This is a genomic window from Actinophytocola sp. (assembly GCF_035942955.1).
GTDB lineage: Bacteria > Actinomycetota > Actinomycetes > Mycobacteriales > Pseudonocardiaceae > DASYTH01.
The window spans coordinates 1-14,539 of sequence record NZ_DASZCQ010000233.1 but is presented as its reverse complement, the minus strand read 5'-3'; the positions used below and the strand labels follow the sequence as shown (position 1 = coordinate 14,539).

General features: G+C 72.7%; 15 protein-coding genes. 8 read left to right on the top strand and 7 right to left on the bottom strand.

Annotation, left to right across the window (positions count from 1 at the left end; all coding sequences use genetic code 11):
* Entirely contained in the window at window positions 1-966 is a 966-nt protein-coding gene (locus VGX25_RS24105; protein WP_326920163.1) for a metallophosphoesterase, read from the bottom strand.
* 79 nt (window positions 967-1,045) lie between these two features.
* Between VGX25_RS24105 and VGX25_RS24100 the strand changes: the two genes are divergently transcribed.
* Window positions 1,046-1,516, top strand: a complete 471-nt coding sequence (locus VGX25_RS24100) for a GatB/YqeY domain-containing protein (RefSeq protein ID WP_326920162.1) — start codon at window positions 1,046-1,048, stop codon at window positions 1,514-1,516.
* Between the two features lie 335 nt (window positions 1,517-1,851).
* Here VGX25_RS24100 and VGX25_RS24095 read toward each other — a convergent pair whose 3' ends face one another.
* Window positions 1,852-4,380, bottom strand: a complete 2,529-nt coding sequence (locus VGX25_RS24095; protein ID WP_326920161.1) for a penicillin-binding protein — start codon at window positions 4,378-4,380, stop codon at window positions 1,852-1,854.
* A 232-nt stretch (window positions 4,381-4,612) separates the two neighbouring features.
* Here VGX25_RS24095 and VGX25_RS24090 point away from each other — a divergent pair, with 232 nt between their 5' ends.
* Window positions 4,613-4,912 carry a WhiB family transcriptional regulator gene (locus VGX25_RS24090; RefSeq protein WP_326920160.1) on the top strand — a complete coding sequence of 100 codons (300 nt, stop codon included), beginning with the start codon at window positions 4,613-4,615 and terminating at the stop codon, window positions 4,910-4,912.
* A 167-nt stretch (window positions 4,913-5,079) separates the two neighbouring features.
* Here VGX25_RS24090 and VGX25_RS24085 read toward each other — a convergent pair whose 3' ends face one another.
* The 3 genes from VGX25_RS24085 to VGX25_RS24075 all read right to left on the bottom strand — a co-directional run bounded on the left by VGX25_RS24085 (window position 5,080) and on the right by VGX25_RS24075 (window position 7,576).
* Complete coding sequence (locus VGX25_RS24085; protein WP_326920159.1) at window positions 5,080-6,201, bottom strand: ArsA family ATPase; 1,122 nt, start codon at window positions 6,199-6,201, stop codon at window positions 5,080-5,082.
* Between the two features lie 91 nt (window positions 6,202-6,292).
* The gene (locus tag VGX25_RS24080) at window positions 6,293-7,306 is read right to left on the bottom strand and encodes an ArsA-related P-loop ATPase (RefSeq protein WP_326920158.1); all 1,014 of its coding nucleotides are present in this window, start codon (window positions 7,304-7,306) and stop codon (window positions 6,293-6,295) included.
* Between the two features lie 18 nt (window positions 7,307-7,324).
* Window positions 7,325-7,576, bottom strand: coding sequence for a hypothetical protein (locus VGX25_RS24075; RefSeq protein WP_326920157.1), 252 nt, complete (start codon window positions 7,574-7,576; stop codon window positions 7,325-7,327).
* Window positions 7,577-7,638: 62 nt separating this feature from the next.
* On the opposite strand from VGX25_RS24075, the gene VGX25_RS24070 reads away from it, so the two are divergent.
* The 4 genes from VGX25_RS24070 to VGX25_RS24055 are packed head-to-tail and all read left to right on the top strand — an operon-like array spanning window position 7,639 to window position 10,215.
* Window positions 7,639-7,797 (top strand): hypothetical protein, encoded by a 159-nt coding sequence (locus tag VGX25_RS24070; RefSeq protein ID WP_326920156.1) that lies wholly within the window; start codon window positions 7,639-7,641, stop codon window positions 7,795-7,797.
* Between the two features lie 4 nt (window positions 7,798-7,801).
* The gene (locus VGX25_RS24065; RefSeq protein ID WP_326920155.1) at window positions 7,802-8,266 is read left to right on the top strand and encodes a RidA family protein; all 465 of its coding nucleotides are present in this window, start codon (window positions 7,802-7,804) and stop codon (window positions 8,264-8,266) included.
* Window positions 8,267-8,280: 14 nt separating this feature from the next.
* Entirely contained in the window at window positions 8,281-8,907 is a 627-nt protein-coding gene (locus VGX25_RS24060) for a hypothetical protein (protein WP_326920154.1), read from the top strand.
* Between the two features lie 36 nt (window positions 8,908-8,943).
* Window positions 8,944-10,215, top strand: coding sequence for a hypothetical protein (locus VGX25_RS24055; protein ID WP_326920153.1), 1,272 nt, complete (start codon window positions 8,944-8,946; stop codon window positions 10,213-10,215).
* 3 nt (window positions 10,216-10,218) lie between these two features.
* On the opposite strand, the gene VGX25_RS24050 is transcribed toward VGX25_RS24055, so the two are convergent.
* Window positions 10,219-11,163: a Gfo/Idh/MocA family oxidoreductase gene (locus VGX25_RS24050; protein ID WP_326920152.1), complete on the bottom strand. Its 945-nt coding sequence runs from the start codon at window positions 11,161-11,163 to the stop codon at window positions 10,219-10,221.
* A 103-nt stretch (window positions 11,164-11,266) separates the two neighbouring features.
* Here VGX25_RS24050 and VGX25_RS24045 point away from each other — a divergent pair, with 103 nt between their 5' ends.
* Both VGX25_RS24045 and VGX25_RS24040 read left to right on the top strand, forming a co-directional pair.
* The gene (locus VGX25_RS24045; RefSeq protein WP_326920191.1) at window positions 11,267-12,130 is read left to right on the top strand and encodes an NUDIX hydrolase; all 864 of its coding nucleotides are present in this window, start codon (window positions 11,267-11,269) and stop codon (window positions 12,128-12,130) included.
* A complete protein-coding gene (locus tag VGX25_RS24040; RefSeq protein ID WP_326920151.1) occupies window positions 12,127-12,921 on the top strand; it encodes an MBL fold metallo-hydrolase in 795 nt (264 codons plus the stop codon). The genes VGX25_RS24045 and VGX25_RS24040 overlap by 4 nt, the downstream gene beginning before the upstream one ends.
* Here the strand turns inward: VGX25_RS24040 and dnaN are convergent.
* On the bottom strand, window positions 12,894-14,018 hold the full coding sequence (dnaN, locus tag VGX25_RS24035) for a DNA polymerase III subunit beta (RefSeq protein ID WP_326920150.1): 1,125 nt from the start codon (window positions 14,016-14,018) through the stop codon (window positions 12,894-12,896). The two genes, VGX25_RS24040 and dnaN, sit on opposite strands and share 28 nt — an antisense overlap.
* Window positions 14,019-14,539: the final 521 nt, after the last annotated feature.

Sequence of the window (14,539 nt, the reverse complement as noted above, 5' to 3'; positions counted from 1 at the left end):
CTAGCCGAAGCCGGCGCCCGCTCCGAATTGGGCGCGGGTAACGGTGCTGGGCGCCTCGGTCTCACGGGTGGGGCGGGGGACGAGGGTGAGGAGGCTGGCCTCGGGTGGGCAGGCGAAGCGGACCGGGGCGTAGGGGGAGGTGCCGAGGCCGGCGGAGACGTGCAGCCACATGTGGGCGCCCCAGCGGGAGGCGCCGCGGGCGCGGGTGCGGTCGAGCTCGCAGTTGGTGACGATGGCGCCGTAGCCGGGGAGGCGGAGCTGGCCGCCGTGGGTGTGGCCGGCCAGGACGAGGTCGTAGCCGTCGCCGGCGAAGCCGTCCAGGACGCGCGGCTCGGGGGAGTGGGTGACGCCGAGGCGCAGGGCGGCCGACGGGTCCGGGCGGCCGGCGATGTCGGGATAGCGGTCGCGGCGCAGGTGCGGGTCGTCGACGCCGGCGACGGCGACGGTCTGGCCGTCGATGGTGAGCAGCCGGCGGACGTGGGTCAGGTCGTGCCAGCCGCGCTCGAGCAGGGCGGCGCGCAGGTCGCGCCAGGGCAGCGGGACGCCGTGGATGCGCTTGTGCGACGGGAACAGGTAGCGGGCCGGGTTCTTGGGCCGCGGCGCGTAGTAGTCGTTGCTGCCGAAGACGAACACGCCGGGGCGGTTGAGCAGCGGGCCGAGGGCGCGCAGAACGGCCGGGACGGCCTGCCGGTGCGCGAGGTTGTCGCCGGTGTTGACCACCAGGTCCGGGTCGAGCTCGTCGAGCGCGGCCACCCACCGCTGCTTGGACCGCTGGCCGGGCAGCATGTGCAGGTCCGAGATGTGCAGCACCCGCAGCGGCCGCGAACCCTCGGCCAGCACGGGCAGGGTGGCCTGGCGCAGCGTCCAGCGGCGGCGCTCGATGCCGGCGGCGTAGGCCAGGGTCGCGGTGCCGAGCGCGGTGGTGCCAAGGGCGACCCGGCCCGCGTGACGCGCAAACGTGCTCACGACCCTGAGGGTAGCCGCCGACGATGACAGCCCGGTGTATCGCCGGGAGCGGTACGCGCACGGCCAGTAGGGTCGCCGTATGGCGTCCCTCAAGTCCCGGCTGCAGGCCGATCTCACCGCGGCGATGAAGAACCGCGAGCAGGTCCGGCTCGCCGCCCTGCGCATGGTGCTGACCGGCGTGACGACCGAGGAGGTCGCCGGCGACGCGGCCCGCGAGCTGACCGACGACGAGGTGCTGCGGGTGATCACCCGCGAGGTGAAGAAGCGCAAGGAGGCCGCGGAGGCGTTCACCGCCGCCGGCCGCTCCGAGCGGGCGCGGACGGAGCTGGACGAGGCCGAGGTGCTCTCCGAGTACCTGCCCAAGCAGCTCGACGACGCCGAGCTCGACGAGCTGGTGGCGCAGGCGGTCGCCGAGGTCGCCGACCAGCTCGGCGCCCCGCCCGGCCAGCGGCAGATGGGTCAGGTCATGAAGGCCGCCACCGCCCGGGTCGCCGGCCGCGCCGAGGGCGCCAGGGTCGCCGCCGCGGTCCGGGCCAAGCTCCAGGGCTGACCCAAACCCGTCCCGGCGAGTCTGGCTGTCCCGACTCGCCGGCCCGAGTGCCCGACTCGCCGGGCGAGGGGTCGACCAAGGTCGCCGCCGCGGTCCGCGGCAACCTCCAGGGTTAGGTCGTGTTTCGAAAGTGCGCTGAGGTCGCCAATCTTTGGCGAGGGCGGCCGCCACACGACGACAAGGGTTAGGGCGAGGAACGAGCCCTGCCCGCAGACGTCGTCACCCAATCACCCACGCCACCCAACCACCACACCGGCCCGCAACCACCCCAACCAACCCGACCCAAGGCCGCTCGCCGAAGGCGACCGGCGGCCTTGCCCGAGCTAGAAACACTGCTAGGGCCGCGGGTTCGGGATGGTGATGTCCGTGGGGAGGCCCCCGCGGCCACCGCCGCCGGGCCCGCCACCGCCACCGCCGCCGTTGCCGTTGCCGTTCCCGCCACCTCCGCCGCCACCGCCGGGACCCGAGGGCGGGATCTCGGGCGCGGTCGGCACCGGGGCGACGCCGGTGCTGACGTAGATCGTCACCAGCGCGCCGGCGATCGCGTTGCCGCGGGGTGTCTGGGCGACCACGGTGCCCTTCTTGGCCGGGTCGTTGCGGTTGCGGACGGCGACCCGGAAGCCGGCGTCCTCCAGCATCTGGGTCGCCTCCTGCTGGCTGCGCCCCACGACGTAGGGGACCTTGCTGCCGTCGCCGCCGTTGACGTACCGGGGATCTGGCTGCGGCAACGGCTCCTCCGGCGTGCCGGCGAGGATCGCGTTCATGGCCTCGAACCAGGTCTGCGCCGGCGTCTTGCCGCCGAAGATGTTGCCGTTGCCGCACAGGAACGGCGGCGCGGTCGGGCTGTTGCTGTCGCAGATCGGCCGGGGCGTCGGACTGTCGTTGAAGGTCAGGACCGCCCCGGCGAGCTGCGGCACGGCGCCGACGAAACCGGCGGACTTGTGCTCCTGGGTGGTGCCGGTCTTACCGATCATCGGTCGGGTCCAGCGCGCGCCCTGCGCCGCCCTGGTCGCGGTCCCGGACGTGTGGTCCTTGCTCATCCCGACGGCCAGCGTGTTGGCCAGCGGCTCGGCCACGGCCTGCTCGCACGGCTGCTCGGGAACGTCGACCTTCTTGCCGTCCCGGTCGCGCACCTCGACGATCGGGGTCGGCGGGCACCACACCCCGCCGCTCATGATCGTGGCCCCGACGTTGGCCAGCTCGAGCGTGCTGGTCGCCGCCGGGCTGAGCGTGAACGAGGCGTTCCCCTTGTCGTAGGCGGAATGGCTCTTGAAGAAGTCGGTCTGGGAGAGCTTCTCCTCCAGCCGCTCGGCCTCGGGGTTCGGCGGCCGCCCCCCGTTGTTCAACGCCATGGTCTCGCGCAGGCCGAGGCGGCTGGCCATCTCGACGATGGGGTCCATGCCGACCTGTTCCTCGAGGATGACGAAGCCCGTGTTCGGGGACAGGGCAAGGGCGTCCTGCAGGGTCATCTGCCCGGGGTGCTCGCCGGACTTCAGGCAGTACCAGTTGCCACCCGGCCCGCGGGGCGGGTTCGGCGCGCGGGGGCAGCTCTTGGCGCCGCCGCCAAAGACGTTGGAGATGTAGAACGGCGGCGTCTGGATCACGTTGTTGATGCCGCCGCCCTTCTCCAGATAGGCGGCCGCGGTGAAGATCTTGTAGATGGAGCCGGCGCCGAACTTGTTGGCGATGTCGTACGGCAGGCCGTACACCGTCTGCCCGGCGTCCTTGTCCAACCCGTAGTCCCGGTTGGACACCAGGGCGGTCACCTGGTGCCGTTCCTTGCCCGGCTTGACGATCGCCATGGTGTTGGCGATGCCCTCCTGGTTCTTCGGCACCTGGTCCTCGGCCGCCCGCTTGGCCTGCCTGGTCGCCTCGGCGTCGAAGCTGGTCAGGATCGTGTAGCCGCCGGAGTAGAGCTGGTCGTTGGTGAAGCCGAGCTTCTTGAGGTAGTCCTCGACGTACTGGCAGAAGAAGCCGAACTCCGGGCCGGCGCCGACACAGTTGGCCGCGGGCTTGTCCGGCTTCTCCTCGACGATCCCGAGCGGCTCCTTCTTGGCCTCCTCGGCGGCCTGCGCGGACAGCTTCTGGTTCTCCACCATCTTGTCGATCACCAGGTTGCGCCGCTTGAGCGACTCCACCGGGAACTGCCACGGGTTGTACTTGCTCGGGTTGTTGACCATGCCGGCGAGCAGCGCGGCCTGCGCGACGGTCAGCTTGTCCGGCGTGGTGTGGAAGTAGGAGTGGGCGGCGGCCCCGACGCCGTAGACCTGGTAGGCGAACTCGACGATGTTCAGGTAGCCGGTGAGAATCTCGTCCTTGGTCATCTTCTGCTCGAGCTGGATGGCGATCCGCGCCTCCTTGAGCTTGCGGGTGATGGTCTGCTCCCGCGCCCGCTTCTGCTCGAGCTTCTTCTCCGGCTCGTCCCCCCGGTACACGACGTTGATCAGATAGTTCTTCACGTACTGCTGGGTGAGCGTGGACGCGCCCTGGACGTCGCCCGAGGTCTGGTTGCTCACCGCGGCGCGCATGGTGCCCCGCCAGTCCACGCCGTTGTGCTCGTAGAACCGGCGGTCCTCGATGGAGATCAGCGCGGCCTTGAGGGTGGGGGAGATCTGGTCGCCGGTGACCGGGATCCGGTACTGGTCGTACAGGTAGGCGATCGGCTTGCCGTTGGCGTCGGCCACCGTGGTCATCAGCGCCGGGTCGGTCGCCACCAGGTCGGCCGACACGCTGTCGATCGCGTCGCTGGCCCGGTTGGACACCACCCCCAGCGCTCCCACGATCGGGAACAGCATGCCGGCGACCAGCACGCCGGCCAGCAGGCAGAGTCCGAGAAGCTTCAGCAGGCTGTCTCCCACTCGCACGCGCCCAAGCGTACGCGTGACCACGCCGGCGCAATGGCCGCGCCGAAGATCTGTTGACATTAGGTAACGGCTGCCGGGGCCGGTGTTCAACTGGGAACCGGCGACCTCTAGAGTCCGTCAACGTCTCACGACGGCGCTGAACGGTCGGACCGTGCCCGCGGCCGACCCGAGGCAACCGGTGCCGGGGGGCATCCGGATTCGAGGGTCGAGACGACGCAAGGGGTGGGGGTCAATGGAGATTGACCAGGCAGATTGGCGGGTCAACGCGCTGTGCCGCGACGAGGACCCCGACGGTTTGTTCGTTCGGGGCAAGGAGCAGCGCAAGGCCAAGTTGGTATGTGTCGCGTGCCCGGTGCGCACCGAGTGCCTCGCGGAGGCGTTGGACCATCGCATCGAGTTCGGCGTCTGGGGAGGGATGACGGAGCGTGAGCGCCGGGCTCTGCTGCGTCGCCGGCCGGACGTGACGTCCTGGCGTGATCTGCTCGAGAACGCGCGCCGTCAGCACACCGAGGAGGACGTCCGGGTCGGCTAGGCAGTACTTTCGCCAGTCTGCGCGCCGCCGCGATCGCTCCGGCAGGGCTCGAGACCGATCAACCTGACGTCATTGCTTGTCGGAGCCCTGCCACCGCGATAGCGGGCCTTCGGCCAAGGGCGCGCGGTGGTCACCTTGATTGCCGCGAACCCCTGTGGCTGCCGCCCTCAAGCTCCCGACAGCTTCTCCCCGATCCCACGCAGCCCGGCCAGGTCGTGCACGTCGGACGGCATCGCCGGCACCCTGACCACCGACACGCCCGGGTGCGCCTTGGTGAACCGGGCCACCAGCCGGCGTTCCCGCTGCGCGACCGCCACCCGGTCGGCATGCAGCCGCAGGACCGCCGCCGCCAGCGGGGCGTCTCCCGATTTCTCCAGGCGGTCCGCCGCGGCCAGGGCGCTCGGTCCGGACAGCGCCGCAAGCACCGGGTGCGTCCGGTTCACCACCAGCCCGGCCAGCGGCATCGACTCCGCGGACAGCCGCTCGACGAAGTAGCTCGCCTCCCGCAACGCGTCCGGCTCCGGCGCGGCGATCACCAGGAACGCGGTCCCGCCGGAGCGCAGCAGCTCGTAGGTGCGCCGGGCGCGCTCCCGGAACCCGCCGAACATCCCGTCGAAGGCCTGCACGAACGCCGACGCGTCGGCCAGCAGCTGACCCCCGACGATCGTCGACACCGCCCTGGCGAACAGCATGAAGCCGGCGCCGACGACCTTGCGGACGCCCCAGCCGCCGGCCCTGGCCGGCCCGGTCAGCAGCTTGATCATCCGGCCGTCCAGCGCGGACGACATGCGCTGCGGGGCGTCCAGGAAATCCAGCGCCGACCGGCTCGGCGGGGTGTCCACGACGATCAGGTCCCAGCGGCCCTCGGCGGCGAGCTGGCCGAGCTTCTCCATCGCCATGTACTCCTGGGTGCCGGAGAACGACGTGGAGATCGTCTTGTAGAACGGGTTGGCCAGCACCTCCTTGGCGCGTTCCTCCCCGGCATGCGCGAGCACCATGTCGTCGAAGGTGCGGCGCATGTCCAGCATCATCGCCGACAGCTCGCCGGCCGGCTCGAACCCGTCCACGTCGACCTGCTTTGGGGTGTTGCCAAGCGAGCGCAGGCCGAGCGACTGGGCGAGGCGGCGGGCCGGGTCGATGGTCAGCACGACCGTCTTACGGCCCCGCTCGGCGGCGCGCACCGCGATGGCCGCGGCCGTGGTGGTCTTGCCGACCCCGCCGGAGCCGCAGCAGACGATCACGTGGGTGTCCGGGTCGTCGATCAACCGGTCGACGTCGAGCGCGCTCAATCCGTCACCTCGCAAGCTCGGTGACGGCGACCCCGCCGGCTCGTTCCTCGGCGGCAGGGCAGTGTTCGACGGTTCGCTCCGCGAGCTCCGCTCACCGGACCCCCTGGTCGATCAGGGCCTCGGCGAACTCGTACAGCGCCGCGATGTCCACACCGTCGGTGCTCTCCGGCAGCTCGACGGTGGGCAGGTCCAGCTCGGCGAGCTGCTCGCGGGCGCTGCGCTCGGCCTGCACCCGGATGGCGTGCTCGACGGTCTCGGCGACAAGGCCCTCGAGATCATCGGGCGCCAGGTCGAGGCCGGCCGCGGCGAGCCCGGCGCGCACCCGGGACGCGTCCACCCGGCCGTCGGCGGCCGACGTCACCGACCGGGCCGGCAGCCGCGGCGGCCGCACCCGGTTGACGATCACCGCGCCGGGCCGCAGCTCCGCGCCGTCCAGCTCCCCGACCGCGTCGATGGTCTCCCGGATCGGCATCTCCTCCAGCACGGTGACCAGGTGCACGGCGGTGTCCCCGGAGTGCAGCAGCCGCACGACGCCCTCGCTCTGGCCCTTGATCGGCCCGACCTTGGCCAGATCCACCATGGCCCTGGTGACGTCGAGGAACTTCACGATCCGCCCGGTCGGCGGGGCGTCGAGGACCACCGCGTCGTAGTAGTAGCGGCCGGCCCGCTGAGCGCTGTCGGTCCGCCCGACGCACTCCTTGACCTTCCCGGTGAGCAGCACGTCGCGCAGGCCGGGGGCGAGCGTGGTGGCGAACTCGATGGCGCCCATCCGACGCAGCGTGCGGCCGGCGAAGCCCAGGTTGTAGAACATCGAGAAGTACTCCAGCAGCGCGGCCTCGGCGTCCACGTGCAGCGCGCGGACCTCGCCGCCGCCCGGCGCGGACGCGATGCGCAGCTCGGCGTAGGGCAGCGGCTGGGTGTCGAAGAGCTGGGCGATGCCCTGCCGGCCCTCCACCTCCACCAGCAGCACCCGGCGCCCGCCGGTGGCCAGCGCCAGGGCGAGCGCGCCGGCGACCGTGGTCTTGCCGGTGCCGCCCTTGCCGGTGACCACGTGCAGCCGCGCGCGAGCGATGTGCTCGGTCCAGCCGACACCGGGAGTGGTCACCCGACCAGCGTAGATGCGTCAGCTTGCGAGCAGCATGACGGAGACGGTGACGCCAACCACGATGACCACCGACCACGCCAGCCACGGCGCGAGCACGGTCAGCTCCAGCACGCACAGCAGGACGAGCACCGTGAACGTGATCGCGCCGGACAGCGCCACCTGCCCGCCCGTCGCGCCGCTGCGCTCACGCACCTTGGCCATCGTGAGCAGCACCAACACCAGACCACCCGCCGCGGTCAGGGCCGCGGCGATCAGCCGCCACGCATCCACCGGGCAACCGTAGCCGCGACCACGAACGAGTGACATGTGGCGGTGTCGATACAGTCCGCGTCATGACGAAGTGGGAGTACGTCACGGTGCCGCTGCTGATCCACGCGACCAAGCAGATCCTCGACCAGTGGGGCGAGGACGGCTGGGAGCTGGTCACCGTGCTGCCCGGGCCCACGGGCGAGCAGCTCGTCGCGTACTTCAAGCGGCCGAAGGGAGCCTGAGCCGGTGACCGGCACAGCCTGGACCGACCGCCTTGCCCGGCTGGGCATCACGCTCCCCGCGGTGGCGCCGCCGGCCGGCGCCTACGTCCCCGCCGTGCGCGCCGGCTCCCTGGTCTTCACCGCGGGGCAGGTGCCGTTCGTCGACGGGAAGATCGCCGCCACCGGCAAGGTCGGCGGCGAGATCAGCCCGGAGGAGGCCAAGGGCCACGCCCGGACCTGCGCGCTCAACGCGCTGGCCGCGATCGACGGCCTGGTCGGCATCGACGCGGTGGTCCGGGTGGTGAAGGTGGTCGGCTTCGTGGCGTCGGCCGAGGGGTTCGCCGGGCAGCCGACCGTGCTCAACGGCGCCTCCGAGCTGCTCGGCGAGATCTTCGGGGAGGCGGGGAAGCACGCCAGGTCCGCGGTCGGGGTGGCCGAGCTGCCGCTCGGCGTTCCGGTCGAGGTGGAGCTCGTCGTCGAGGTGGCCTGACGGGAGGGCGGAACATGGAAAGCCAGGCTGCGACGGCCTGTCATGAGCTGCTGCTGCGGCTGGCCGGACGGCTGCCCGACCGGCAGCTGTGGCGGTTCCGGGACTGGTTGGCGGCCGGCGCGCTCGACGCGCTGGCCGGGACGCTGCCGCTGACCCTGCTTCGCGAACGGGTCGGAATCACCGTCGCCGAGTCCATGCTGCTCAACACCGCCTTGCTGGACGCGGGCGCCGATCCCGGGCTGCTCAATTCCGTCCCATGGGTGGACGAACTCGACGATTTGGACTACACCTTCACTCCAGAGTCGCCCGAACGGGTGAACACGGGCGACTCGGTAGCGGTGGTGCTCGGGGCAGTTCTGCACGGTCGGCCCGAGGTGGTCGACGTGCGGGGCAGCTGGCGGCAGCACCGATCAGGCACCGGCCCGGCCACCCGGGTCGTGCTGGTCACGTCGGTAGCCGACGCTGCAAGGTTGGCCGGCGAACTGCAGCGTGTCCTGCGCGCTCTCGGCACGTACGAGCCGGGCGTCGAGGTGATGCCCGAAGGCATCGACCTGCCGCCGTATCACGAGCGGGCACTGGCCGCATCGGAACCGTTGCTCCCCGGGGTGATCACGTACCGGAGGCAGCTGGTCCCGCGCTGACACGCCGCTACCCCCACGAACGGAAGGGAGTCCACCGTGTCGCAGGGAGCCGACGGCGCCGCCGGCCGGCCGGGCGTGCCGTTGCCGATCCGGGTACACGATCTCCTGCTGGGCTTCGCCGGCAGGCTCGACGACGACGCGCTCGCCGACGCCCGGCAGTTCCTGGCCTCGGCCGAGCTGGACCGGGCGCTGGAGTTCCTGGCCGGCTGCCTGGTCGCCGGCCGGATCGCGATCAGCGGCGCGCAGCGGCAGGAGCTCGCCTCGCTGTTCACCCAGGTCTACCTGGACGCCGCCATGATCGACCGGCTGATGGTCGACGACGGGGCCGCGTCCAACGCGGTGGTGCGGCACCGGTTCGGTGGCGGCCCGGTCGACGGGGAGTCGGCCGTCCATGGCGTCGCCGAGGCGGCCCGCCGGGTGCTCGACGTGCTGCCGGACGTCCGCTCGGTGTGGGCGGTGTGGCGGCTGACCCCGGCCGGCCCGGTCTCCGGCCCGGTTCCGCACCGGGTCGTGCTCGTCGGCGTCGGACCGGCCGGGTTCGCGCCGGCCACCTCGTACCGGTTGGAGAACTCGTTGCGGCGGGCCGGGATCCGGGCCTCCGTCGAGGTGCTCCGGGACGGCGCCGAGGCGCCCGAGTACCACCACGCGGCCATGCAGTACGCCGCCCAGGTGCCGTTCGCCCGGCAGGCCCCGACCAACCCGCCGCCGGTGCGGCCCCGGTCCAACCCGATGGAGCCGAGCGCGCCCCCGTCGAGCCCGTCGAGCCAGATCCCGACGGTGTCCACCCCGGTCAGCGTCCTGCCCGGTTCGCCGATCTCGCGCCCGGCGCCACCGCCCACCGCGCCGAGCCCGCCGGTGGCCAAGGTGCCCGAGATCCCGGTGGCGCCGCCGATGCCGCCGCTGCCCGAGATCGCCCCGCCCGGCCGGCGGTCCCGGCCAGAGCCCCCGGCCGACCCGCTGGCCTCGGCCAACCCGCCGGTGCGGCCGGCGCCGGTCCTGCCCGCGTCCTGGATGAGCGAGCCGGCGTCGACGACGCCGAAGCCGCCGCCCACCAACGGAAAGGCGGCCCGGCCCGAGTCGCTGCCGGCCGACGACTCGCTCAGCGATCAGGAAAAGCTGCTGCTGCGCCAGCTTCAGGAGGAGCTGGCCCGGCGTGAGCAGGAGGAGTCCGACGGCCCCGGCCACCTCGGGGACATCAACGGCGGCCGGCACGGCGGCGGTCCGGCCACATTTGACTGGCCGACGTCCAACGGCGCCCCGACCGTGATCAACGGGATCCCGCCGCAGCACCCGGACCAGCCGCGCTGAGGCTCAGCCGGGCTGCCGGCCGAGCTCGGGGGACAGCCGGATGTGGCCCGGCCCGACCAGGTAGCCGATCGTCTGCACCAGCCGCTGGATGTGCAGGCCCCGGCTGACGTCGCACCGGTGCTCGGTCTGTCCATTGTGGACCATGGTGACGAAGTCGTCGAGCAGCCGGTGGAAGCAGTCCTGCGCCGACTCGGCCCGCTGCGGCAGCTCGAGATACCCGTGCGTGCCGAACACCGACGCCTCCGAGATCCCCGGCCGCACCGGCAGCCGCATCGACATGCACGCCGTGCTGATCGCTCCGTTCGCGTGCCCGAGCACGATCTGCCACAGGTCCGGCTCGCCCCGGTAGGCCGCGAGCACGCCGGTGATCTCGCCGAGCGCGGCGTCGAGCAGATCGAGCACGTGCGGCCCCACGTCGGCCAGCGCCCCACCCTCGTGCCGCCACGGCGAGGCCGCGTACGGCGAGTCCAGCAGCGCGTTCGACAACCACCGGGCCGTCCCCCCGGTCCACCCGCCCAGCCGGTGCACCTCGTCCAGCCACTCGATGGTGCTCGTGGCGAACCTGCGGGTCAGCACCACCACCGTCGCCACCGCGGCCTCGTCGGCCGCCGCCACCAGCCGCTCGGCCTCCTCCGCCGTCGCCGCGATCGGCTTCTCCAGAATCAGGTGCCGCCCCGCCTGCGCCGCGTGAATGGCCAGCGGCGCCTGCACCGCCGGCGGCACCGCGAACGAGATCGCGTCCGCCGTGGACATCAGCTCCTTGAACGACCGCGCCACCGTCGCCCCGTACGGCGCCGCCAACGCCGCCGCCGCGTTCTCCCGCCGCGCCCACACCGCCGCCAGCTTCGTCCGCGGATGCGCGTTGATCGACGGCGCGTGCAACGCCCTCGCCCACGGCCCCGCGCCCACCAACCCCACCCGAAGCGGCGCATCCCCACGTTCAGCCATGGCCCCATCCTGCCGCCTGCCCCTATCCCTGCCTCTGCTAGGGCGGGAGATCGATCCACTTCAGCCCGGCTGACCGGCCGCGTAGGGTCGGGGAGTGCGTGAACTGCCCAGGGAGCTGGTGTTGCCGGAGGGTTTCGTACCGGCCGAGGTGCCCGATCCGCCGGTGGAGCCCAGGGACTCGGCGACCGTGATGCTGGTGCGCGACGGCGCGGCGGGGATGGAGGTGTTCCTGCTGCGGCGGGTGGCCGGGATGGCGTTCGCCGGGGGGATGACGGCGTTTCCCGGCGGGTCGGTCGACCCGCGGGACGCGGACGCGTCGGTGGCGTGGCACGGGCCGGAGCCGCGGTGGTGGGCGGACCGGTTCGGCGTCGAGGAGGGTTTGGCGCGGGCCCTGGTGTGCGCGGCGGTGCGGGAGACGTTCGAGGAGTCGGGCGTGCTGCTCGCCGGTCCGGACGCGACGAGCGTGGTGTCCGACACGGCGCCGTTCGCCGCGGCACGGCGGGGGCTGGTGGACCGGGAGCTGTCGCTGGCCGCCTTCCTGGCCGAGGCCGGTCTGGTGGTGCGGGCGGACCTGCTGCGGCCGTGGGCGAACTGGGTGACGCCGATCGAGGAGCGGCGGCGGTTCGACACGCGCTTCTTCCTGGCCGCGGTGCCGTCCGGGCAGCACGCGGACGGGGCGACCTCGGAGGCGACCGACGCCGGGTGGTACCGCCCGACGGACGCGCTCGACGACTGGAAGCACGGCCGCCGCGGACTGCTGCCGCCGACCTGGACCACGCTGGCCGAGTTGGAGGAGTGCGGGTCGGTCGACGCCGCGATGGCCAGCGAGCGGACCATCACCAAGCTCGTTCCCCGGGTGGTGCGCGACGGCGGCGTGCTGCGCATCGTGATCGACGGGGACGCCGGCTACGCCGACGCGGCCAACCAGCTCGACGCGACCCCCGACGACCGGGTGCAGCTGCGATGACCGTGCTTGCGCACCCGGCGTACGGGGTCCCGCGACCGGTGACGCCGTTCGCCTCCGTGCTGCTGGAGAACAACCCGTCGTCGATGACCCTGGACGGGACCAACACCTGGCTGCTGCGCGCTCCCGACGCCGCGGAGTGCGTGGTGGTCGACCCGGGCACCAGGGACGAGGGGCACCTCGAGCGGGTGGTCGCCGCGGCCGGGCCGGTGGAGCTGATCCTGATCACGCACCAGCATCCCGATCATGTCGGCGGCGCGCCGTGGCTGGCCGAGCGGACCGGCGCCCCGGTGCGCGCGTTCGAGGCGCGGCTGTGCCGGGACGCGGATCCGCTGTCCGACGGCGAGCTGCTGGCCGCGGGCGGCCTGGAGCTGGCGGTGCGGCACACGCCGGGCCACACCGAGGACTCGGTCTGCTTCGAGGTGGCGCTCGACGGCGCCAGGGCCGTGCTGACCGGCGATACGGTGCTCGGCCGCGGCACCACGGTGATCTCGGACCTCGGCGACTATCTCGACTCGCTGCGCGGGCTCACCGGCGCGGCGGCCGGCACGCTGGTGCTCCCCGGGCACGGTCCGGACCTACCGGACCTTGCGGTGACCGCCGGCGAGTACCTGTCCCACCGCGACGAGCGGCTGGACCAGGTGCGCGCCGCACTGCGCGAGCTCGGCGCGGACGCCAGCCCGCGGCGGGTGGTCGAGCTGGTGTACGCCGACGTCGACCGGTCGCTGTGGGGGCCGGCCGAGTGGTCGGTCCGGGCGCAGCTGGACTACCTGCGGAGGGAGCGGTCCTCCTGAGCCACCTTGGGTGGCAGCATGGGCATCACGACGTAGCGCAGGTGCACGTCGCCGGGCTCGGGCGTGCTGAAGATCGTGGCCCGCATGCCCGGCTGGATCTCCAGCCGCACGGTCCGCCCGGCGAACGGGCGTAACGCGTCGGTCAGGTACCTGGCCTGGAACGCCTGGCCGGTCCGCCCACCGTCCACAGTGGCCTTGACGGACTCCTCGGCCTCGCCGGACTGCTGGTCGGCGCCGCGCAGCCGGACCTCGCCGTCGCCGACCTCGAGCGCCAGCACGCCGCGAGGGTCGGTATACAGGCCGACCCGGCGGACCGCGCCGGCAAGGGCGTCGGCGTCCAGCTCGACCCGAGTGTCCACTTCGGACATGACTACCTTGGACTCGTGGATGAAGGTCCCGTCCAGCACCGCCGCCGTGATCACCGCCTGGCCCCAGGAGAACCCGATGAGATCGCGGCCGGCGTGCACCGAGACGCGGTCGACGTCGGCGAGCTGCCGGGCCAGCTCGACCAGCAGCGCGGCCGGCACCAACACGTCGAGCTCGCCGGCCGGCCGCCACGGCAGCGAGGCGACCGCCATCCGGAACCGGTCGGTGGCCAGCAGCACCAGCCGCTCGCCGTCGGAGCGCAGCCGCACCCCGGTGTACAGCGGCAGCGCATCATCCCGCGCCGCCGTCGCCGCCACCGTGGTCAACGCCTCGGCGAGCGCCGCCGCGCCCACCTCGCCCACCGCGGCCGGCGGCTCCGGCACCCCCGGATGCACCTCGGCGTCCAGCAGCGGCAGCGCATACCGGGCGCTCGGCACCCGGACGGCCAGCCGGCTCCCCTCCACCACCAGTCGCACCCGCGGCTCGCCAAGCGCGCGGAGCGTCTCGGCCAGCGGCTTGGCCGGCACCAGCACCCGACCGTCGGTGTGCACCACGCCCGCGGCACGCAGCCGCACCGCCCGCTCCCGATCATTGGCGGCAAGCTCCACGCCCGTCCCGTCGGCCGTGATCAGCAACCCGGACAGCACCGGATCGATCACCCGCCCCGGCACCAGCCGCACAACATCCAACGCGGCACGGGCAAGCTCAACGGTCGCAGCGGTGACATCCATGCCCGCACGCTAACCCCGCCCCCCGACAAAGTCGCCAAGCTCGCCTTGTGGAAACGGTGGCCGCCATTTCTGCACCCGATTCGGGCGGCCGGGCCCCGCATCTCGGCGATCACGCCGGCATCCGGCACCATGCCGAGACCCTGCCGGGCAGGCTGCGGCACGGTCGGGCTACCGCAACGCGTCATACGGCTGCACCAAGGCACGACACGCCTACCTGAAGGCGAGACACGCCGGGCCGAGACGCGATCCCGGGCGTGTCTCGCGCTCGGATAGCTGTATGACGCGTTCGCGTAGGTGAGGGACGCGCCCACGACGCCACCCCGGGCTCCACGGCGCAAGGGCATCCGGCCGGCACCGGACTCCGCGGCCCACAGTTGATCTTCTCGCAGTGGATCTTGGCGCCGAAGTTGATCTCCGCGTCTCACCTCTACCCAGCCCCCACCGCTCCACGGGGGGCGACCCCACGGCCAGTCTACCGGCGGATACCGGAGTGGAGATCAACTTGGGGGGTGGGTGTGGAC